The organism is Kordia sp., from assembly GCF_965283645.1.
Lineage (GTDB): Bacteria > Bacteroidota > Bacteroidia > Flavobacteriales > Flavobacteriaceae > Kordia.
Genome location: NZ_CBDIPG010000001.1, coordinates 4,251,733 through 4,272,994, shown reverse-complemented (window position 1 = coordinate 4,272,994; position 21,262 = coordinate 4,251,733). Strand labels below are relative to the sequence as shown.

Annotated in this window: 16 protein-coding genes and 2 tRNA genes; 3 read left to right on the top strand and 15 right to left on the bottom strand. The window is 35.3% G+C overall.

Annotation, left to right across the window (positions count from 1 at the left end):
* Nucleotides 1-70: 70 nt before the first annotated feature.
* The 5 genes from ACQ654_RS19025 to porU form a co-directional block, all read right to left on the bottom strand.
* Entirely contained in the window at nt 71-1,717 is a 1,647-nt protein-coding gene (locus ACQ654_RS19025) for a pyruvate dehydrogenase complex dihydrolipoamide acetyltransferase (protein ID WP_430411927.1), read from the bottom strand.
* Between the two features lie 3 nt (nt 1,718-1,720).
* The gene (gene pdhA, locus ACQ654_RS19020; RefSeq protein WP_430411926.1) at nt 1,721-2,719 is read right to left on the bottom strand and encodes a pyruvate dehydrogenase (acetyl-transferring) E1 component subunit alpha; all 999 of its coding nucleotides are present in this window, start codon (nt 2,717-2,719) and stop codon (nt 1,721-1,723) included.
* 259 nt (nt 2,720-2,978) lie between these two features.
* Complete coding sequence (gene cdd / locus ACQ654_RS19015) at nt 2,979-3,461, bottom strand: cytidine deaminase (protein WP_430411925.1); 483 nt, start codon at nt 3,459-3,461, stop codon at nt 2,979-2,981.
* A gap of 281 nt (nt 3,462-3,742) precedes the next feature.
* Nucleotides 3,743-4,984 carry a type IX secretion system outer membrane channel protein PorV gene (gene porV, locus ACQ654_RS19010; RefSeq protein ID WP_430411924.1) on the bottom strand — a complete coding sequence of 414 codons (1,242 nt, stop codon included), beginning with the start codon at nt 4,982-4,984 and terminating at the stop codon, nt 3,743-3,745.
* A 31-nt stretch (nt 4,985-5,015) separates the two neighbouring features.
* The gene (gene porU / locus ACQ654_RS19005; protein WP_430411923.1) at nt 5,016-8,888 is read right to left on the bottom strand and encodes a type IX secretion system sortase PorU; all 3,873 of its coding nucleotides are present in this window, start codon (nt 8,886-8,888) and stop codon (nt 5,016-5,018) included.
* Nucleotides 8,889-9,114: 226 nt separating this feature from the next.
* Between porU and gldJ the strand changes: the two genes are divergently transcribed.
* On the top strand, nt 9,115-10,785 hold the full coding sequence (gldJ, locus tag ACQ654_RS19000; protein ID WP_430411922.1) for a gliding motility lipoprotein GldJ: 1,671 nt from the start codon (nt 9,115-9,117) through the stop codon (nt 10,783-10,785).
* 84 nt (nt 10,786-10,869) lie between these two features.
* The gene (locus ACQ654_RS18995; RefSeq protein WP_430411921.1) at nt 10,870-12,141 is read left to right on the top strand and encodes a UDP-N-acetylmuramoyl-tripeptide--D-alanyl-D-alanine ligase; all 1,272 of its coding nucleotides are present in this window, start codon (nt 10,870-10,872) and stop codon (nt 12,139-12,141) included.
* A gap of 37 nt (nt 12,142-12,178) precedes the next feature.
* Here the strand turns inward: ACQ654_RS18995 and ACQ654_RS18990 are convergent.
* The 10 genes from ACQ654_RS18990 to ACQ654_RS18945 form a co-directional block, all read right to left on the bottom strand.
* A tRNA-Val gene (locus ACQ654_RS18990) sits at nt 12,179-12,253 on the bottom strand.
* Nucleotides 12,254-12,276: 23 nt separating this feature from the next.
* Nucleotides 12,277-12,351 (bottom strand) — tRNA-Val (locus ACQ654_RS18985).
* A gap of 60 nt (nt 12,352-12,411) precedes the next feature.
* Nucleotides 12,412-13,623 carry a bifunctional folylpolyglutamate synthase/dihydrofolate synthase gene (locus tag ACQ654_RS18980; RefSeq protein ID WP_430411920.1) on the bottom strand — a complete coding sequence of 404 codons (1,212 nt, stop codon included), beginning with the start codon at nt 13,621-13,623 and terminating at the stop codon, nt 12,412-12,414.
* A gap of 16 nt (nt 13,624-13,639) precedes the next feature.
* The gene (locus tag ACQ654_RS18975; protein ID WP_430411919.1) at nt 13,640-14,539 is read right to left on the bottom strand and encodes an energy transducer TonB family protein; all 900 of its coding nucleotides are present in this window, start codon (nt 14,537-14,539) and stop codon (nt 13,640-13,642) included.
* A 7-nt stretch (nt 14,540-14,546) separates the two neighbouring features.
* A complete protein-coding gene (locus tag ACQ654_RS18970) occupies nt 14,547-14,888 on the bottom strand; it encodes a biopolymer transporter ExbD (RefSeq protein WP_430411918.1) in 342 nt (113 codons plus the stop codon).
* A gap of 35 nt (nt 14,889-14,923) precedes the next feature.
* Nucleotides 14,924-15,310 carry an ExbD/TolR family protein gene (locus tag ACQ654_RS18965; RefSeq protein ID WP_430411917.1) on the bottom strand — a complete coding sequence of 129 codons (387 nt, stop codon included), beginning with the start codon at nt 15,308-15,310 and terminating at the stop codon, nt 14,924-14,926.
* A 10-nt stretch (nt 15,311-15,320) separates the two neighbouring features.
* Nucleotides 15,321-16,028, bottom strand: coding sequence for a MotA/TolQ/ExbB proton channel family protein (locus ACQ654_RS18960; RefSeq protein WP_430411916.1), 708 nt, complete (start codon nt 16,026-16,028; stop codon nt 15,321-15,323).
* 53 nt (nt 16,029-16,081) lie between these two features.
* Complete coding sequence (gene nhaD / locus ACQ654_RS18955; RefSeq protein ID WP_430411915.1) at nt 16,082-17,506, bottom strand: sodium:proton antiporter NhaD; 1,425 nt, start codon at nt 17,504-17,506, stop codon at nt 16,082-16,084.
* Nucleotides 17,507-17,528: 22 nt separating this feature from the next.
* The gene (locus ACQ654_RS18950) at nt 17,529-18,755 is read right to left on the bottom strand and encodes a Glu/Leu/Phe/Val dehydrogenase dimerization domain-containing protein (protein WP_430411914.1); all 1,227 of its coding nucleotides are present in this window, start codon (nt 18,753-18,755) and stop codon (nt 17,529-17,531) included.
* A gap of 70 nt (nt 18,756-18,825) precedes the next feature.
* Nucleotides 18,826-19,887 carry an anhydro-N-acetylmuramic acid kinase gene (locus ACQ654_RS18945; protein ID WP_430411913.1) on the bottom strand — a complete coding sequence of 354 codons (1,062 nt, stop codon included), beginning with the start codon at nt 19,885-19,887 and terminating at the stop codon, nt 18,826-18,828.
* A 174-nt stretch (nt 19,888-20,061) separates the two neighbouring features.
* On the opposite strand from ACQ654_RS18945, the gene ACQ654_RS18940 reads away from it, so the two are divergent.
* On the top strand, nt 20,062-21,204 hold the full coding sequence (locus ACQ654_RS18940; protein ID WP_430411912.1) for an acyl-CoA dehydrogenase: 1,143 nt from the start codon (nt 20,062-20,064) through the stop codon (nt 21,202-21,204).
* Nucleotides 21,205-21,262 lie beyond the last annotated feature (58 nt).

Here is a 21,262-nt window from a genome sequence, read left to right as displayed (position 1 = left end):
TTTTTGATTGATGATGTATGTATGTAAACAAAAAATCCCACTTTCGTGGGATTTTTAATGTAATATGATATTAAGCTAACATTGTAACAGGATTTTCCACGTACTGTTTTACAGTTTGTAAAAATTGTGCTCCTGTTGCGCCGTCCACCGTTCTGTGATCGCACGCTAGTGTAACTTTCATTGTATTTCCGACAACAATTTCTCCATTTTTCACTACTGGTTTTTGCACAATAGTTCCTACTGATAAGATTGCTGAGTTTGGCTGATTGATGATGGATGTAAATTCTAAAATTCCAAACATTCCTAAGTTCGAAATCGTGAATGTACTTCCGTCCATTTCTGCTGGAGATATTTTTTTATTTCTCGCTTTTCCTGCTAAGTCACGTACGTTTGCTCCAATGGTTGTTAAACTCATTTGATCTGCAAATTTTAGTACAGGCACTAACAATCCGTCGTCTACCGCAACTGCAACACCTACATGAATGTGTTTGTTGTATGTTGTTGTAGCATCATTCCAAGTTGTGTTTACTTGTGGATGTTTGCGTAATGCCATTGCACATGCTTTTACAATCATGTCATTGAATGATACTTTGATATCTGGAATTGCATTGATTGTTTTTCGTGAAGCAATTGCATTGTCCATGTCCAATTCTACCGTAAGGTAATAGTGTGGTGCCGAGAATTTAGATTCTCCTAAACGACGTGCAATTGTTTTACGCATTTGCGAGTTTTTCACTTCTTCGCTACTTTCTTCTCCTGCAGGGACAAAAGGAGCTACTACCGTAGTTTCTTTTGCTGACGCTGTAGCTGTTGCTTTTGGTGCTTCTGCAGTTATTGTTGGCGTAAAGTTTTCAATATCACGTTTTATAATACGTCCGTGATCACCTGTTCCTTCTACTTTTGATAGATCGATTCCTTTGTCTTCTGCAATTTTCTTTGCTAATGGCGAAGCTATAATTCTACCACCTGAAGATCCGTTTCCAGAAGTTGCTGGCGTTGACTTTGATGTTTCTTCCTTTGTTGCTACTGTTTTCTTCTCTTCTTCTTTTTCTTGTACAGGTTCGTTTCCCGATGCATTCGCTTTCAAAACCGTATCGACATCTGTTCCTTCTTTACCAATAACAGCTAAGATACTATCTACTGGCGCAGATTCACCTTCTTGAACTCCTATGTATAATAATGTTCCTTCGTTGAACGATTCAAATTCCATCGTAGCTTTGTCTGTTTCAATCTCAGCTAAGATGTCTCCTTCTTCAACGTTGTCTCCTACTTTTTTTAACCAAGTTGCTACAGTTCCTTCTTCCATGGTATCACTCAATCGTGGCATTGTTACTACGATTGCACCTTCTGGCATTTCTACTTTTTCAGAAGTTGATGCTTCAGATGCTTTAACTTCTGATGCTTCCGTTGATTTTTCTTCTTTAACTTCTTCTTTTGCAGGTTCTCCTGCTCCTTTTATTAAGGCATCAACATCTTCTCCTTCATCACCAATGATTGCTAATAACGTATCAACTGGTGCTGTATCTCCTTCTTTTACACCAATATATAAAAGTGTTCCTTCATTGAAAGATTCGAATTCCATGGTTGCTTTATCAGTTTCAATCTCTGCAAGAATGTCACCTTCTTCAATTTTATCACCAACTTTTTTCAACCAAGAAGCTACTGTTCCTTCTTCCATGGTATCACTAAGTCTCGGCATGTTTATTATTTCTGCCATGTTTTATAGTTTATGAGGTAAAAATGGATAGTCTTTTTGTTCGTATACTGCGTCGTACATTAAGCTTTTTTCTGGATATGGAGAATCTTCTGCAAATTTTTCACATTCTTTCACCAAGTCTTTTACACGCTTGTCCATTGCGGCAATTTCTTCTTCTGTAGCGTATTCTTTCTCAAGCAATGTTTCTTTCACTTGTGTGATCGGATCTATTTTTTTGTATTCCGCTACTTCGTCTTTTGTTCTATAGTGTTGTGCATCTGACATTGAATGCCCTCTGTAACGGTATGTTTTCATTTCTAAAAATGTTGGTCCGTCACCACGTCTTGCTCTTTCTACAGCTTCATGCACAGCTTCTGCTACTTTTTCAGGGTTCATTCCATCTACAGGTCCACAAGGCATTTCATATCCTAAACCTAATTTCCAGATATCTGTGTGGTTTGCCGTTCTTTCTACTGAAGTTCCCATGGCATATCCATTGTTTTCACAGATGAATACTACAGGAAGTTTCCAGTTCATTGCCATGTTGAAGGTTTCGTGTAACGATCCTTGACGTACCGCACCATCTCCCATGTAACATAGTGTTACTGCGTTTCTTTTGAAGTATTTATCAGCAAATGCTAATCCGGCTCCTAAAGGAATTTGTCCACCAACAATTCCATGTCCGCCATAAAATCCTTGTTCTGGAGCAAATATATGCATTGAACCTCCAAGACCTTGTGAAGTTCCCGTTGCTTTTCCATATAATTCTGCCATTACTTTTTTAGGATCAACGCCCATTCCAATTGGTTGCACATGATTCCTATACGCTGTTATCATTTTATCTTTTGATAAATCCATTGCGTGTAATGATCCTGCCAAAACAGCCTCTTGACCATTGTATAAGTGAAGAAATCCACGCACTTTTTGCTGAATATATACAGCCGCTAGCTTGTCTTCGAATTTTCTCCAGAATAACATCTCCTCATACCATTTACGGTATATTTCTTTAGTGATCTTTTTCATTTATTTCAAATTGGTTGGCGTTGTTATGTAAAAATAGCAACAATTCCATTTTAAGGTTTATAGCTTCTTGTTGTTTGTTTTATTTTTAATGAAACGATAACAAAAATACTATTTTAATAATAAGTGAAAAAATGTTGTGATGATTTATCACCTTTTTAACACGAATTATTATTTCGAAAACGTTATCGAAAACACAAAAATGATTTTTGAACGTGATTATTTTTTACGCTGCGACTATTTTTTATTTTTTTTAGTCTTTTTATAAATATGATTTATCAAAAACTAAAGGCAATAAATCTTTAAGTGAATTTGATTTCATTATTTTTCCTTCACCTCCCATAAAATAGATTTCTATTGGTGATTCTTGACGCATTTCATATTCTGCAATCGATTGTCGGCATGAACCACATGGTGGAATTGGCGTTTTGTTGATATGATTGTCAGAAGTTGCCGTAATTGCAATTTGCTTTATGGTTATACCTGGATATTCCGCACCTGCGTGAAAAATGGCTACACGTTCTGCACAGAGTCCAGATGGATAGGCAGCATTTTCTTGATTGTTTCCTAAGATTACTTTTCCGTTTTCTAAAAGTAATGCGACTCCAACTCTGAATTTAGAATACGGAGCGTATGCCTTTTTTCGTGCTTCTACTGCACTTTCCATTAATTCTTGGACACTTTGAGGAAGTTCCTCTATATGGTCGTAACACGTAAGTGTTGTTGTGATTTTTATTTCCTGCATTTGAAATTTTTATTTTCTTCTTGACCGATTGTTAGTTCGAATCAAAATAGCTTAGAAATATAGTGATTATTTATGGAATGACGTAATTTGAGTGTCGCGTATTGGTGATTGGATAGCTACGCTCTTAGGTATTAGGTTGATCTTGCTTGCGTTGGATTTGTTAGTTTGGTGTTTACGCGTCATTAGTTTTTTGATTTGCATTATTTCTGTACAGACTATTTTAAACCAAAAAAACCTTTCAAGCTAACTCGAAAGGTTTTTGTATGTGTATTTATTGAATTTTATAATTCGTCGTACTCTTCTCCTAGATTGAATGTTAGAGAGAAACGCAATGTATTTTCTAATGGATTTTTTACTTGTGATGCAGAGAATAAGTATGATACATCAATTTTTACAGCACTGTATTTGAATCCAGCTCCTAGCGTTAGGAACTTTCTAGCTCCTTTGATTTCACTTTCGTTGAAGTATCCAACACGTAATGCAAATGAGTCTTGGTACCAGTATTCTGCTCCTAAAGCATATGTAAATTCTTTTAATTCTTCACTGAATCCGCCTGGCGCATCTCCAAATGATTGAAAAATTCCTGATACAAAACTTACATCATCACTTTGTCCTTCTACAATGATTGTAGGTTCATTTTCATCAACATTTGGCGTTGTAGGATCGTCACTATCTTGGTTTCCATCGTCGTCTAAATCAACGTAACCGAGTTTTGGAGGTGTCGGAACTAGTAGTTTCGTTACTTCCGCACTTACAGATAATTTGTTGTATTCATCAAAAATGAAGTCAAATCCACCACCAAGTCTTAATTGTGTTGGTAAGAAGTTTTCTTGACCTAAGTCATCATATTTTAATTTTGGCCCTAGGTTAGAGATATTGAATCCACCTCTCCAACGTCCGTTGAAACTGTCGTATGCAATTTCTTCTGATTGATAGTATCCTGCAATATCTACAGCAAATGTACTTGCAGCGTTTGCTTCCGTATCTGGTTGTGATTGTAGTTTTAAATCTGAACGTAAGAAACGACCTGTTACCGACATTGAGAATTGATCACTTAAACGTAAAGCGTATGATGCATCAATTGCCAATTCGTTTGGACGTTCAATTAGCGGTGTAAAGTTTCCGATGTCTGCTTGTTGTTGTGTAATGATTTCAATTTCTCCTAAACTGAAATATTTGATACTTGCAGACCACGCACTTCTTTCGCTTAATCTGTTGTAAAATGTTAAGTTACCAAGAAATATATCATTTACTAGATCACTTAAATAAGGTGTGTAACTGATACCTACTCCAATTTGTTCCTTAGCAAAAGCGTATTTTGCTGGATTCCATTGTTGTGAATATGTATCCGGAGAGGTTGCAACTCCAAGTTCTCCCATTCCAGCTGCTCGTGCATCTGGAGTGATGAGTAGGAAAGGAACTCCTGTTGTGATTACTCTTGTATCATTTGGATTGATAACCGTCGTTTGTGCATACATTCCCAACGGGATTAGACACAATAAGGATAAAAATATCTTCTTCATTAAGTTAAATTTTAACAAATATAGGTTTTATTTATAGTATTACAAGTTTTTCAAATTTTTCAACTTTCTGATTAGTTAACGGAGATTTTACTGTAATCTTATATACATAGACTCCTTTTGCTAATTTTTCTCCGAAATCGTCTTTACCATCCCACACAATATCACGAGATAATGACCCAAAGTCTTTACTGCTTGCGCCCGCATTTGCTTTTCCTACAATTGTACGTACCACTTTCCCTGTAACGGTAAATACTTGCACCATTATATCTAGTTCGCTTGAACTATTATGGTTGAACCAAAATTCGGTGTAGCTAACAAAAGGATTCGGATAATTTAACACATTGGTAATAGTGAGTGAGTTGTTTTCGTTGAAAACTGTGAATTGTATTTCAGTTGTTGTAGAGTTATTGTATACATCCCAAGCTTTTAGCGTTAGTGTATGTATTCCTTCTTCTAAATCTCGGAATGGAAATTTTACAATTCCACGGGTATAATCGTTTAGTTCTGTTTCGTAATAATCATTTAAAATGTATGGATTTACTTCGTCTCCATCAAGGATTCCCACAATATCGTGCCCAATTCCGCTGGCAGTGTTGATTCCGTTTTCATCAGATAGTTTTGCTAGTAAGAATGGAGATTCATTGGTTATTCCTCCAGAAACAAAGCTTTCATCATTCATAAATAGATTTACAACTGGCGGCTGATTGTCTGCTGGAGCATCTTCATTTAGTTCTCCTACAAGGAAATCTTCATTGAATCCGGTATGATCTTCTAAGATGTCACCTTTTTCAGCATAGAAACTGATTCTACCACTTCCGACAGGAATAGAAATATCTCTTGGCACTACGAATTCAAATTCGAATGTTCCGTCGGTTACTGCTGCTTTTCCTCTGAATATGATTTCTCCTAAAGTTTCAAAGTCTAGTATAAATGGAAAGTCATTTGCCAATGTTTGGCGTTGAATTTTTTTGTCATAAATCGTAGAGAATACTGTTCCGTTATAGGTGTTTAATACATTTCCAAATTCGTCTGAAACGTTTCCTGTCATTTTTATTCTACTTAACGCTTTTAAGGTATCAGTAGCTTGTGTGATTGGTACATCGTTGATTGCTGTTAGATTGACACGTGGTTTTGGAATGGCAAGTTTTAATGCTGGATCTCCAATGTAGAAAACAGTTCTTTTGTTACTTGTTGTTACTAAGTTTTTTGTTTGACGTAATGCTTCTGATACAGGTTGATATTCGTTAGAATCATATGAAAATAAGTATCTGGCAAGCAATTCGTTGATACTTACACCTACATTTTGAAATATTTGTCGTGTTGTTGTTAAAAGTGATACTGCGCCACCTTCTTCATTCCAAAACATAAATTCTCCGGCAGTTTCACGCAACGGATTGTCAAAACGAGTATATTCACAAGTAATTGTGATAAATAAAGGAAGTCTACAATCATTTCGTAGTTCTTGCGAATCATTTTTTTCAAATATTCGTTCTCCTGCCAAACCATCTTCTCCACCATGTCCAAAGTAGTTTACAACTAACGAACCAAGTGCTATATTGTCTTTTATGGCTTCATTTACTTCTGGATATCGTTCTCCACCTGAAGATGTTTGTTGTACAAATGCATCTGAGTGAATTTTAGAGATGTTTATAAATGGCTTGTTGGCAACTATGGTGTTTCCTAACGCATCTAAATCTACTTCTAAGTCTTTGTCAGAGTTGTCTTCCGCATCATCAGAAACAATAGTAACGGTATTTCGCCATCGTCCGTAAGCTTCTTTGCTGTAGTACGTTAATACTTTATCTACCATTGCTTTCGCTTGATTTTGCTCCATGATTAACATTCTCCCCAAAGCAATGTCTAAACGATCTGCAACAGCTAATGTTCCTTCGTTATCATCCATCATTCCATAGAAATCATCTGTCATAAAACCTCTGGTAAGGTTAAAACTTTCGTATGCCTGAAATACGGGGACGATGTTGGTATTTTCTTCAATTCTATCTTTGTAATCGTAGGATGCATCACCAAAGAAACAAACATATTTTAGTCTGTTTTCATCTGAACTTGCATTGTCATATACATATTTAATGAAGTTACGAATGGCGCCAATATCTGGATTTCCTGTGTTAAATTCGTTGTATATGCTTTGTAGCGTAACTACTTGCACTTGCAATCCTGAGTTTGTTCGATGAAAATCAGCTAAGCGTTCAGCTTGAGAAACAAATTCTTGCGGAGAAATAATGATGTAATTAACATCTCCATTAGAAAATATAGTTCCTTTTAAATCTTGGTTTACCACTAAGCTGTTTGGCTCAATGGACGGAATTAGAATTTGCGAATTGTCTAATGCAATGTATTTTCTAATTTCTCCCATGGACGCGTTGAACGAGAAGTTCGTTGCCGCTCCATCATTTGTAATTTTTTTAATATCCCATATATCGGTAATGTCCCAAACTTCTGGAATGTCGGAAGCATTAGCTATTACAAATTCTCCAGTTCCAATAATATTTCTGGCTTCATTAAATTGAAATTTGAATTGTGATCCAACTCCCATTAACATACGCGTAGAAGCTACTGAAATGTAATCTAAATATGCTATAGATCCTGCAACTCCATTGTTTGAATAGTTAAGCGTTATACTTAAATCTTCAGAATTAAGATTTACTTGATCTTCTATAAGTCCTTGACGTAATTGCGTCTCACCAGGCACAATGTGTTGTGTTGCTAATGAAGAACCATTTATAGGTGCAAAATTAAAATTAAACGTAGGTTGTCCATTTACATTTTCTGCAGGTTGCCCATTTATAAGTGTGGACATAGATGTGGCACTGTTAGAAATAGCCGCTGGTTTAATTCCTATAGTTATGGGCTCAGAAGTAACAAGATTTACCAAATTAAAATCGAATGTTTTCTCTGTTTCTATGTTAAAAACGTCTCCAAACCATCTTCTTCCAAGTTTTGCAATATTCACATTATCAAGTTCGTGATACTGATAATCGTCGTATTGTGTAATGATAACATCTGGCGTTCCAGATGGTTGTGCAGCTTCTGGAATTCTTTTTCCGTCTTCTACACCTTCTGTTGTTATGTAATAATAGGTTTTATCAGTGTATGCATTTATATGTGTTTGACTGTCATTGTTCCATTCTTTTGGTCCTTCCGCATAAAATAAAATATAATCATTGGCATTAAACTCTCCATCTTCCTCTCCAACTACAGTAATAGCATTTTCGGCAACATCATAATATTCATTTAATGAATTTAACAAAGGAAGCATTCTTCCTCCATTACCATATATTTTTAATTTTCTAGGGTTTAAATTTCCTGTATTGAATCCAATTTGATTTAAGAAGTTCGCATCTATTCTATGAATTCCAGATTCTTGCACAGAAAATCTATAGAAATTACCTGAAGCCAATACTGAATTTGTAATGTCTTCAGTTGTTATTGAAGAAAAAGTTCGACTCGCATTAAAATTATAGCTAACGTCAAAACTTGTTACTTTTTTCACAATACCATTCTCATTGATTAAAGGTGAAACCACTACAATGTGATTATTTTTCCCTCTTGCTTTTGAGTTGTATAGCTTTATAGTTGCCGCAGCAGGTAACTTTCGCTTGTCAATATTGCCCAATTGCGAACTTGTAAGTGTTCCGTAGGTAATATTATCAAACCGAATCGAGTTCTGATTTGCAATTCGATCATCATCCCATTGTGCTACAAAACTAATGGTAGCGTCGCCATTGTATACAAAATGCTCTTTGTTAAACGTGGGCAGTTGTAAACTAATATTTTCTGTAGAAAACTCAGTTGTAGTATCACTCCATGCCAAATCAAAATGTTTATTTTGAGCATGCATACTTATAAAAAGGATACCTAAGAGGAAAGTAAGTTTTTTTTTCATTGCATATTTAACGGTAAAACAAATCAAATATTATTAAATGATTTGTGTATTTCTTCTAAAAAAACAAAATTAAGAATAATAAATCACAACTGTAGTCGTTATATGAAAACTATTGATATTTGTGATGAGGGTAAGTATCATATTAATTTTTAAAATAAACCTTGATATTTTACCTTTAATTGCTATATTGCAAACCAAAATTTCTTTCAATACTCAAGTCTTGACTATGAAAAAGCGAACAATAAAAATTATGCTACTAGTCGCAGTAGTTTCTTTTGGATTTTTTAGCTGTAAAAGATCATCATCTAATAACACATCTAGAGCCACAGGTTGGCGAATTGATGGTAAAGACGGTGGATTTGCGGCCAATACTAAATACAAAGATCAAGAAACTGCTCCAGGATTAGTATTTGTTGAAGGTGGAACCTTCACTATGGGAAAAACACAAGATGACCCAATGCACGATTGGAATAATACTCCTAACCAACAACACGTGCAATCTTTTTATATGGATGAAACAGAAGTTACCAACTTAATGTACACAGAGTACCTATATTGGACAAAAACTGTTTTCCCTCCAGAAGAAGAAAATTACAGAAACATTTATACAGGTGTTTTACCTGACACACTCGTTTGGAGAGATCGTTTAGGGTTTAACGAAACGATGACTACAAACTATTTAAGACATCCTGGATATGCAGAATATCCTGTAGTTGGTGTTAACTGGATTCAAGCAGTGCAGTTTTGCCAATGGAGAACTGACCGTGTAAACGAAGCAGTTTTAGAGCGTGAAGGATATATTGCTAAAGGTGTAAAAACGGATAGTATTGATTCAGGAAGCACATTTAGTACAGAAGCATACTTAACAAATCCTAGCCAAACTTACGGAGGTAAGATTGATGAGTACAAAGGAAGAATTGCTCAAAAAGCAAGTAAGAAACAAGATTCTTCAGAAGAAGATACAAATGTATATGCCAAACGTACATCTGGAGTTATTTTACCAGAATATCGTTTACCTACGGAAGCTGAGTGGGAATATGCTGCTAAAGGTTTAGATGGATTAAGAGAGTACAACAATGTACGTGGTAGAAAAAAATATCCATGGAAAGGTGAGTTTACTAGAAGTGGAAACAGAAAAAGACGTGGAGATCAGTTAGCAAACTTTAAGCAAGGTAAAGGAGATTACGGTGGAATCGCAGGTTGGTCTGACGATGGTGCTGATATTACTGCTCAAGTAAAATCATATCCTCCAAATGACTTTGGATTATATGACATGGCTGGAAATGTTGCAGAATGGGTTGCTGATGTATATCGCCCTATTGTAGATGATGAAGCAAGTGACTTTAACTACTACCGTGGTAATGTTTACATGAAAAATAAAATTAACCAAAACGGAGAAGCTCAAATTGTTACCGCAGATAGTATCACATACGATACAATTGCAAATGGTAGAATTATGGCAAGAAATCTTCCAGGTCAGTTAGCGCAAGTTCCAGTTGACGAAAATGAAACGTACTTAAGAGTAAACTTTGACAAGTCGGACAACAGAAACTACAGAGATGGTGATGTTGCTTCTTCAAGATTTTACGATTTATACAACGAAGATGAAGATGGAGAAGACAGCAAAAAGAGAATGTACAATGCTCCAAAACATTCCGTTGGATCTGATTCTACTGGAATGCTTAGACAATATGACAAATCTGAAGAAAGAACTACTTTAATTGACGACAACGTTCGTGTATACAAAGGTGGATCTTGGAAAGATAGAGCTTACTGGATTGATCCAGCACAAAGAAGAGCTTTCCCAGAATATATGGCAACTTCATACATTGGATTTAGATGTGCAATGTCTAGAGTTGGTTCAAAATCACAAGGAAAAAAAAGACCTAGAAAATAATATTACTTAATGAATAGTAATTGAAAAAAGCCCTGATATATCAGGGCTTTTTTTGGTTTCAACCTTATTTAAATGTATTCACACATGATTACAGCATTATATACCATTTTTAAAAAATATCCTGTCGTTTGTACAGATTCAAGAAACATTACTCCAAATTGTATTTTCTTTGCTTTAAAAGGTGAAAACTTCAATGGAAATACATACGCAACTGAAGCGCTTCAAAAAGGAGCTTCTTATGCCATTATTGACGAAAAAGCATATGTAAGTTCAGAAAAAACGATACTCGTTAAAAATGTATTAGAAACACTTCAAGAACTCGCAAATTATCATAGACATCAATTAAACATTCCTATCATTTCACTAACCGGAAGTAACGGAAAAACAACAACTAAAGAATTAATCAATACGGTACTTGCCAAAAAATTCAAAACAACAGCTACCAAAGGAAATCTAAACAATCATATTGGTGTTCCACTTACACTTCTTTCTATGACAACAACTACTGAGATTGGAATTGTAGAAATGGGCGCAAATCACAAAAAAGAAATTGCTTTCCTAAGCAGTATTGCCGAACCAGATTACGGCTACATTACAAACTTTGGAAAAGCACATTTAGAAGGTTTTGGAGGAATAGAAGGCGTGATTATAGGCAAGAGCGAACTATATGATTACTTAAAAGCTAGCGGAAAATTTATTTTTGTCAATGGAAACGATTCAAAACAAGTTGAACGCACTCAAAATTCAAATCATTATACATTTGGAAATACAGATTCATCAGATTTAACAATTCAATTTATTAACGCCAATCCCATGGTTCGTTTACAAGTTGGTGACACAAAAATACAAAGTCAGTTGATCGGAGCTTACAATTTTTCAAATATTGCCGCGGCAATTGCTATAGGAACATATTTCAAAGTCCAACTAAGTGAAATAAAAGAAGCTATAGAATCATACATACCTTCTAACAACCGATCGCAGATTATTCATAAAGAATCTAACAAAATAATTTTAGACGCTTATAATGCAAACCCAACAAGCATGAAAGCCGCTTTGGACAACTTTTCAAGCTTAACAGACACCTCTAAGATTGCTTTTTTAGGCGATATGTTCGAATTAGGTCCAACCGCAAATAAGGAACATCAATATATAAACGAATATGCCACTTCTTTGCAAATTGATACAATTTATTTAGTAGGCGAAAATTTTAACAAGACACAAAATCATAATAGCAATGTTATTATTTACAAAAATTTTGAAGATTTAAAAAATAACTTTCCCGATGTTAAAAATAGCACTTTACTCATAAAAGGCTCACGTGGTATGGCTTTGGAAAGAATACTAGAATTGTTATAAACTAAAAAAAGCTTCTCATTAAGAGAAGCTTTTTTTGTGGGTAATACTGGATTCGAACCAGTGACCCTCTGCTTGTAAGGCAGATGCTCTGAACCAACTGAGCTAATCACCCGAAATTTGTTTTCAATAAGATAGTGGGCGATACTGGATTCGAACCAGTGACCCTCTGCTTGTAAGGCAGATGCTCTGAACCAACTGAGCTAATCGCCCTTATTGCGGATGCAAATATAGAATAGATTTTATATCTGACAAAATTTAAGCTTAAAAAATTTAAACTATTTCAGCTACAACAAATGTACTTCCACCAATATAAATGACGTCATTAGAAGAAGCGTTTGCAGTAGCAACTTCATAGGCTTCTGAAACAGAATTATATACATTTCCAAACAAGTTATATTGCTTGGCATTTTCTTGTAAAATAGCTGCGTCTAAACCTCTAATTATTTTTGGAGAACAGAAATAATATGTTGCTTGTTTTGGCAATACTGGAAATACCTCATCTAATTCCTTATCTTTTACAACACCTAACACAATGTGTAATGATTCATGCTCTTCTCGTTGCAATTGACGCATTGTAACTTCCAAACCTTCTTTATTATGCGCCGTATCACAAATCGTTTTTGGTGATTGGTTTAAAATTTGCCATCTACCCTGTAACTTTGTGTTTTTAGCCACATGCAGCAATCCGTTTTTGATGTGTGTATCTTGAATTTTAAAGCCTTTTAGCAATTGTACAGCTTGTACTGCCGATTTGTAGTTTTTTTGCTGGTAATCGCCTAATAAATCCGTTTGATATTGTTTTGTAATTGTTTTTTCTGCAAGATATAATTCGGAATGTTCTTCTTGTGCACGTTCTGCAAATACAGGAAAGGTTTCTTTGTGATATTCGCCAACAACTACAGGAATATTTTTTTTGATGATTCCAGCTTTTTCAAAAGCAATTTTTGGCAATGTATCACCCAAAAAACCAACATGATCAAAACCTATGTTTGTAATCACGCTTACTTCTGGAGTAATAATATTTGTAGAATCTAATCGTCCGCCTAAACCAACTTCAATAACAGCAATATCTACTTTTTTCTTTGCGAAATAATCAAATGCCATCCCAACTGTCATTTCAAAAAACGAAAGTCTTTCTGTTTCTAAAAACGCTTTGTTTTGTTTTACGAATTGAATGACAAATTGCTTGCTTGTCATTTTTCCGTTGACACGAATTCGCTCTCTGAAATCTTTTAAATGTGGTGATGTATACAAGCCAACTTTATATCCTGCTTCTTGCAAGATGGAAGCAATCATATGACTTGTAGAACCTTTTCCATTGGTTCCTGCAACATGAATACTTTTGAATTTGTTTTCAGGCGAGTTTAAATGGTTGGAAAGTTTTATACTATTTCCTAAATCTTTTTTAAATGCTTTCGCACCTTGACGTTGAAAGAACGGCAATTGATGAAATAACCAATCCAAGGTTTCTTCGTAATTCATGCTATTTTTCAAGAAATTATTGCCCCAACTTGAAGTTTACAACGATGAAACCGACTTGAGTTGCTGGTGCTTTCGCATCTTTATTCCAACGATATTCATAAGCAGCTTTTTCAGCAGGTTTTAGCAAGCATGCTGCGTTATTTGTAGTTCCTTTGGCTCCCGCAACCGCATCAATTACTTTTCCATTACGATCAACTGTTATTTTCACAACAACTCTTCCTGCTTCATTACAGTCTTGCTCATCTACATTTCCACCACTTACTTTGCTTCTTCCGTTCAATCCAAAACCACCTGTTCCACCATTTCCAGAACCTGGTTGTCCGTAGTAACTTGTTGCATATGGATCGCCATCAGGATTTCCTTTGTCGCCTTTTTCATTATCATCACCTTCTCCGCCATCCGCTTTTCCATCAGAATTTTTTACGCCATCCATCATTGCATCTAACGCCGCTTTTTTGGCATCACGTTCTTTTTGCAGTTTTTCTTCTGCTTCACGTTTTTCTTTTGCAACTCGGTCTGCTTTTGCTTTTGCCGCTTTTTCAGCTTCATCTGCTTTACGTTTTGCTTCTTCTGCTTTTTTTATCGCGATTGATTCTTCGGAATCTTGCGTTACTACTTCTTCCGTTGCAGCTTCGGTAGTTGTTTCTGGTTGCTCTTCTGTAACAGCTTCCGTTTCTTGTGGCTCTTCAACTTCTTCTTCTGGCTGTGTTGGAGCTGCATCTGGTTTTAAAGCTTCTGTAGGTTGCACATTACCGCTTCCAGTTTCTGTTGTACCAAAATTTACGGCAATACCACTTTCTTCAGGTGGATCTAAATAGCGCATCCCAAAAAGGAACATGAGTATTAACAACAAAATCATTAATACTGTCGTAATTGTAGCTGATTTTCGTTTGTGTTCTGTATTTAGTATTGACATAATCTTTTTATTTTGGTCGTACTCCTAAAATAACTTTGTATTCATTTTTGCTTGCAATCTCCATAATAGTCACTGTTTCACTTACAGGAACTCCTTTTTCTACTTGAAGTAGAATTGTTGGATTTGCATATCCGTCGAATTGTATTTTTAATTTTTCTTCTAACGCTGTTACTTCTATTTGTAACGAATCAAGATATATATTTTTATTTTTTGTAAATCGAATTGAAACTGTTTTTTCACTTTTTACCGTTTCTGAATCGTTCGTTTCTGCTGACAAATCTTCTATATACTTCGCAAAGTATGTTAATGCTATTAGAAATAATACACCCGCAATAAAAACGAATGGCATGTTAAATTTTTTATTCTTCGTTTCAAGCAACCCCATTATTTAGGGCGAACCGCTAGAATGATTTTATATTTATTTCTATTTGCAATATCCATTACATTGACAGCATTTTCAATAGGAACACCTTCTTCTACACGTAAAATAACAGTAGGCTCCTCTTGTCCTCTTAATTTTACTTTTAGCTTTGCTTCTATTTCTCCTGCTCTTACTCTATCAGAATCTATATATACTTCAAGGTTTTTCTTGATACTAACCGCTACATTTTGCGTATTCGTTGATTTTCCTTTTGCTTTTGGCAAGAGTAAATCTAATGCGTTTGGCGAATTTGCTGTTAACATGAAAAATACCAATAGTAAGAATACAATATCCGTCATGGACGACATACTGAATTCTGGACTTACTTTATTTCTACCTTTTAATCTCATATGATATGAATTATACAGGTTCGTTTAATAAATCTAAGAAATCAACTGCATTTGCTTCCATTTGATGCACCACTTTATCCGTTTTTACAACTAAGTGATTGTATCCAATATACGCAATAATTCCCACAATTAAACCAGCAACTGTTGTTGTCATGGCAGTATAAATACCGCCTGCTAGCGAGCCCATTTCGGCTTGACCGCCACTTGTTGCCATTTCATGGAATGCCAAAATCATACCAATTACGGTTCCTAAGAAACCGATCATTGGTGCAGCTCCAGCAACTGTTGCTAAAATGCTTACGTTTTTCTCTAGCTTGTACACTTCTAACGTACCTGCATTTTCAATTGCTTTGTTAATGTCTTCCAAAGGTTTCCCTATACGTGAAATTCCTTTTTCCGTTAAACGCGCTACGGGAGAATCTGTTTGTGTACATAACATTTTTGCGGCATCTAATTTTCCACTAGACACATTATCTCTAATTTGATTCATGAAGTTTTTATCAATCTTAGAAGCTGATTTTATAGCGAATAAACGTTCGAAATAAATATATAAAGCAACAGCTAATAAAACGAAAAGGACACTTATTATGATAATACTTCCAATTCCTCCATCGACGACCATTTCATAAATAGAAAGTGTTTGTTCTTGATCTTCTAATAGATTTTCTACTGCATCGGCAGCTTGTTTTGCTTTTTTGGTTGTTTGTAATAGGAACATATATATTCTTGATTTAAACTATGATAACGTTGTTTTTTTTAATTAAGTATACTTTAAAATAAGGTTCGCATAATCATAAATGATATTGAACCTACTAAGAACCCTGCTAAAGCTAACCAAGATATTTTTTTGAGATACCAAAAGAAATCAATTTTCTCCATTCCCATAGCTACAACTCCTGCCGCTGAACCAATGATTAACATACTTCCTCCTGTTCCTGCTGCAAAAGCAATAAAGTGCCATAATTCATGATCTAAAGGTTCTGTAAACATTCCTAAACTCGCCGCTACTAAAGGTACGTTGTCAATTACTGCCGATCCAACGCCGAGCAACATAACCACCAAGTCAGAAACACCATCTGCTGTCATTTCAGTTCCCATTTGTGGTGTTGCCATTTTTAGCCAATCAGCAAATCCGAAAAGTAATCCTAATGATTCTAACGCCGCAACAGCCATTAATATTCCTAAAAAGAATAATATACTTGGCAATTCAATTTTTGATAATGAATGATGCACTGGACTGTGATGTGCTGATAATGCTGCATCTGCTTGAGCACCTTCATGATCATATCCTTCATTTGCCGCTACTGACGACATGCTGAATTTTGTGTTACTGTATAATTCTGCAAAGATGGCTACAACTGCTAATGACAACATCATTCCTACATATGGTGGTAAATGTGTTACTACTTTAAATATTGGTACAAAAATAATAGCAGACAACCCTAAGTATAACATTGTTGGTCCAAAACGATGTGATTTTTTATCACTTTTAGCGTCTTCATCTGGCAGATTTCCTTTAAATGGCTCTAAGAAAGAGGCAATAAGTGTTGGAACTATCATACATAACAATGATGGAATAAACAAGTAACCAATAAGTTTACCTGTAGATACTTTGTTTCCAATCCATAACATCGTAGTTGTAACATCTCCAATTGGCGACCAAGCTCCACCTGCATTTGCTGCGATAATGATTAAACCTACATACCAAATTCGAGTATTTCTATCACTAATAATTTTTTGAAGAATAGAAATTAATACAATGGTAGCTGTTAGGTTATCAATAATAGCGGATAAAACGAATGCCAAAAAAGAAAAAATCCAAAGTACACGTACTTTACTTCGTGTTTTGATAAAGTCTTTAATTGTTGCAAATCCGTCGAAATAGTCAATTATTTCCACAATGGTCATTGCCCCAAGTAAGAATACGAGTATTTCAGCGGTTTTACCAAGATGATGCAGTAGGGATTCTTCCATAATGTGCATCTTTTCTTCGCTTGGCATGCTCCCAAAGTTTTCGACTAGTGAATGTGCGCCTGAATCGAACCAGTTTTGAAAGTCTTCAATTCCGAAAGCGACAAGTGCCCAACATATGGCCATCATGGCTAATGCTGGAATAAGCTTATCAATTTTTAAGTTGTGTTCTAAGGTTATGGCTAAATATCCTATGACGAATATGGCTATGATTGCTGATTCCATTTGTAGTTTTTATAAGTTGTAATTATACTAATTCTTTTAATGCGATTTCAAAAGCGGTTTTACTAACATCTACTTTTGAAGCGTTTCGTTTGAATGTATTTTGTAATGCTTTTTTGATAATTTTAGATGTATCTTCAAAGATAGCTTCATCCGTCATTTGCACTCTTCTTTCCATGAAATATGCAAATACGCGTGCCATTCCACAGTTTGAGATAAAATCAGGAATCAAGCTTACTTTTTGATCTGTATGTTCCATAATTGGTCCAAAAAAGATTTCTTTGTCGGCAAATGGTACGTTAGCTCCACAGGTAATGACTTCCAAACCTGTATCAATCATTTTGTCTATTTGATCTTTTGTAATCAAGCGTGACGCAGCACATGGCGCAAATATTTCCGTTGGCAATTCCCAAATACGTTCATTCATTTCTTCAAATGAAATCATATTGTCTGCCACCAATGTGTTTCCATCTTTTTGCAAAAAGTATTCTTTTATTTCTTCGTATGAAAATCCTTCTTCTTTGATGACTCCACCAACTCTATCAATGATTCCTACTACTTTTGCGCCCATTTGCGCTAAGTAATATGCAGCAGCGGCTCCAACATTTCCAAAACCTTGCACAATGGCACGTTTTCCTTCAATAGAACCTCCGTAAATATCATAGAAATGGCGTGCGGCTTCAGCAACTCCAAATCCTGTTATCATGTCTGCAACTGTATATTTTCGAGACACATCTGGTGAGTATTCAGAACTTTCTATTACTTTGATAACGCCCAAACGCAATTGTCCAATTCTGTTGATTTTATCAGCTTCCGTTGGCTTAAAGTGTCCATTAAATACACCTTCTTGCGGATGCCAAACGCCGCTATCTTCCGTAATTGGAATTACTTCATGAATTTCATCTACATTTAAATCGCCACCAGTTCCGTAGTAACTTTTCAATAATGGCGCAACTGCTTTGTACCAACGTTTTAAAACGCCGTTTTTTCTTGGATCTCTCGGATCGAAGTTGATTCCAGATTTTGCCCCTCCAATTGCTGGACCTGAGACTGTAAATTTTACTTCCATCGTTTTTGCTAACGAAAGTACTTCATTCATATCAAGACCTTTTCGCATTCTTGTTCCGCCACCAGCGGCTCCACCACGAAGTGAATTAATTACTGTCCATCCTTCTGCATCAGTTTCAGCATCTTTCCAGTTAAATACTATTTCAGGTGCTTTATTTTCGTATATTTTGAGTAGTTCTTTCAATTAAATATTGGGTTTTATTGGCATGTTGTTTCTATTCAGACAAATATAAAAATTGTTAACATCTTTTAGGTTAATTTACTTTAAAATCATAGACTTTTCCTGAACTATGGTTTTTAGTAGCGCCAGTGACACTTTTTAGACAATTTACCTCATCGCGCAAGCGTAATATTCCTAAAAATCCAAAAATAATAGCTTCCTTATATTCAATGAGTTCAGCATTTGGTTTTACAAGATGTACTTCTTTGTAGAATTTAATTCGTGCTAACAAATAATCATTGTACGCGCCGCCGCCAGTAACTAAGATTTTGGATCTTATTTGAAAACTTTTAGCAATTTGTTGTGCAATGTGCTCTGTGAATGTACGCAAAATGTCGCTCTCTTTTCGTTTGAAAGCTTCTAATTTTGGAAATATTTCTTCTTGAACCCATTCGAGTCCTAACGATTTTGGCGGTTGTTGTTTGTAAAAAGGTAAATTGTTTAATTCAGCACCCAAACTCATCAAATATTCGCCTGATTTTGCAAGTTTTCCTTTATCGTCATACTCAAATCCTAATTGCTTTGCATATGTATTTAATACAATATTTACAGGACAAATATCGTATGCAACTCGTTTTCCTTCTTTATGAAATGATACGTTAGCGAATCCGCCCAAATTTAAACAGTAATCATATTCAGAAAACAACAATTCGTCGCCAATTGGCACTAATGGCGCGCCTTGTCCGCCAAGCTCAACATCTTGTACTCTAAAGTCACAGACTACTTTTTGCTGCATTATTTCGGCTAGTTTTTCTTGATTTCCAATTTGATAGGTAATTCCATTTTCTGGTTGATGTAATATGGTGTGTCCGTGTGAACAAACTGCATCAATTGCTGTAATTTGGTGTTTTTTTATGAAGGATTTAATTACTGAAGCCAAATGTTTTGTATAGATTGTATCAAATTCGGCTAGTTTTTCTTTTTCGTACAGAATGGCTTCTCGAAGTTCATTTTCCATTTCTTTGGTATATGAAACCGTAGTTGCATTTAGAATGGAAAATGTCCAACTTTCATTTTTTTCGAAATGTATGTAGGCTAAGTCAATTCCGTCAAGCGAAGTTCCTGACATTACACCAATCACGTTGTATGAAATCATTTTACAAAATTATTCAAATTTTGTCATTTTGATTTCATTTTTAAGATAACATTTAGAGTTTCACCCAAGCAAAATTAAGAATTCTCAGAAAAACGCGCTTATTATTGAAAATCTGCTATTTTAGAATTATCTTTGTGCGACTTTTTTAAAAATTTATTAATACAATATATAGTTATGGATTTTAATCTTACAGAGGAACACATCATGATAAGAGATGCGGCTCGCGATTTCGCAAGAACAGAGTTGCTTCCTGGTGTTATAGAACGTGACAATAAACAAGAATTTCCACAAGAGTTGGTTCACAAAATGGGAGAACTTGGCTTTATGGGTATTATGGTTGATCCAAAATACGGAGGAAGTGGAATGGATACTATTTCTTATGTATTGATTATGGAAGAATTGTCTAAGATTGATGCTTCAGCTTCTGTTATTGTATCAGTAAACAATTCGTTGGTATGCTACGGATTAGAAGCGTACGGAAATGAAGAACAAAAACAAAAATATTTAACAAAGTTAGCAACAGGAGAACATGTTGGTGCGTTTTGTTTGAGTGAACCAGAAGCTGGAAGTGACGCAACTTCACAAACTACTACAGCAATTGACAAAGGTGATCACTATGTAATTAATGGTACTAAAAACTGGATTACAAGTGGTGGACGCGCAGACACGTATTTAGTGATTGCACAAACAGATAGAGAAAAAGGACATAGAGGAATCAACGCTTTTATTGTTGAAAAAGGAATGCCAGGTTTTGATATTGGACCAAAAGAAGATAAGTTAGGAATTCGCGGAAGCGACACACATACGTTACAGTTTAATGATGTAAAGGTTCCGAAAGAGAATCGTATTGGAGAAGATGGATTTGGATTTAAGTTTGCAATGAAAACGTTATCTGGTGGACGAATTGGAATTGCCGCACAAGCGTTAGGAATTGCTTCTGGAGCGTATGAATTGGCATTGAAATATTCAAAAGAGCGCAAAGCGTTTGGAACAGAAATTTGCAATCACCAAGCAATTGCTTTCAAATTAGCCGATATGTATACCGATATTACTGCGGCTCGTCATTTAGTAATGCAAGCCGCTTGCAAAAAAGATGCAAAAGAGAATTATGATATGGAAAGCGCTATGGCAAAATTATTTGCTTCTAAAGTAGCGATGGAACATACAGTTGAAGCTGTTCAGATTCACGGTGGAAATGGTTTCGTAAAAGAATATCATGTAGAGCGTTTGATGCGTGATGCAAAAATTACACAGATTTATGAAGGAACTTCTGAGATTCAGAAAATTGTAATTTCAAGAGGTGTTATCAAAGGATAAGCTTTAAAATATATACTTTATGAAAAGCGCATTGAATGATTTAATGCGCTTTTTTTAT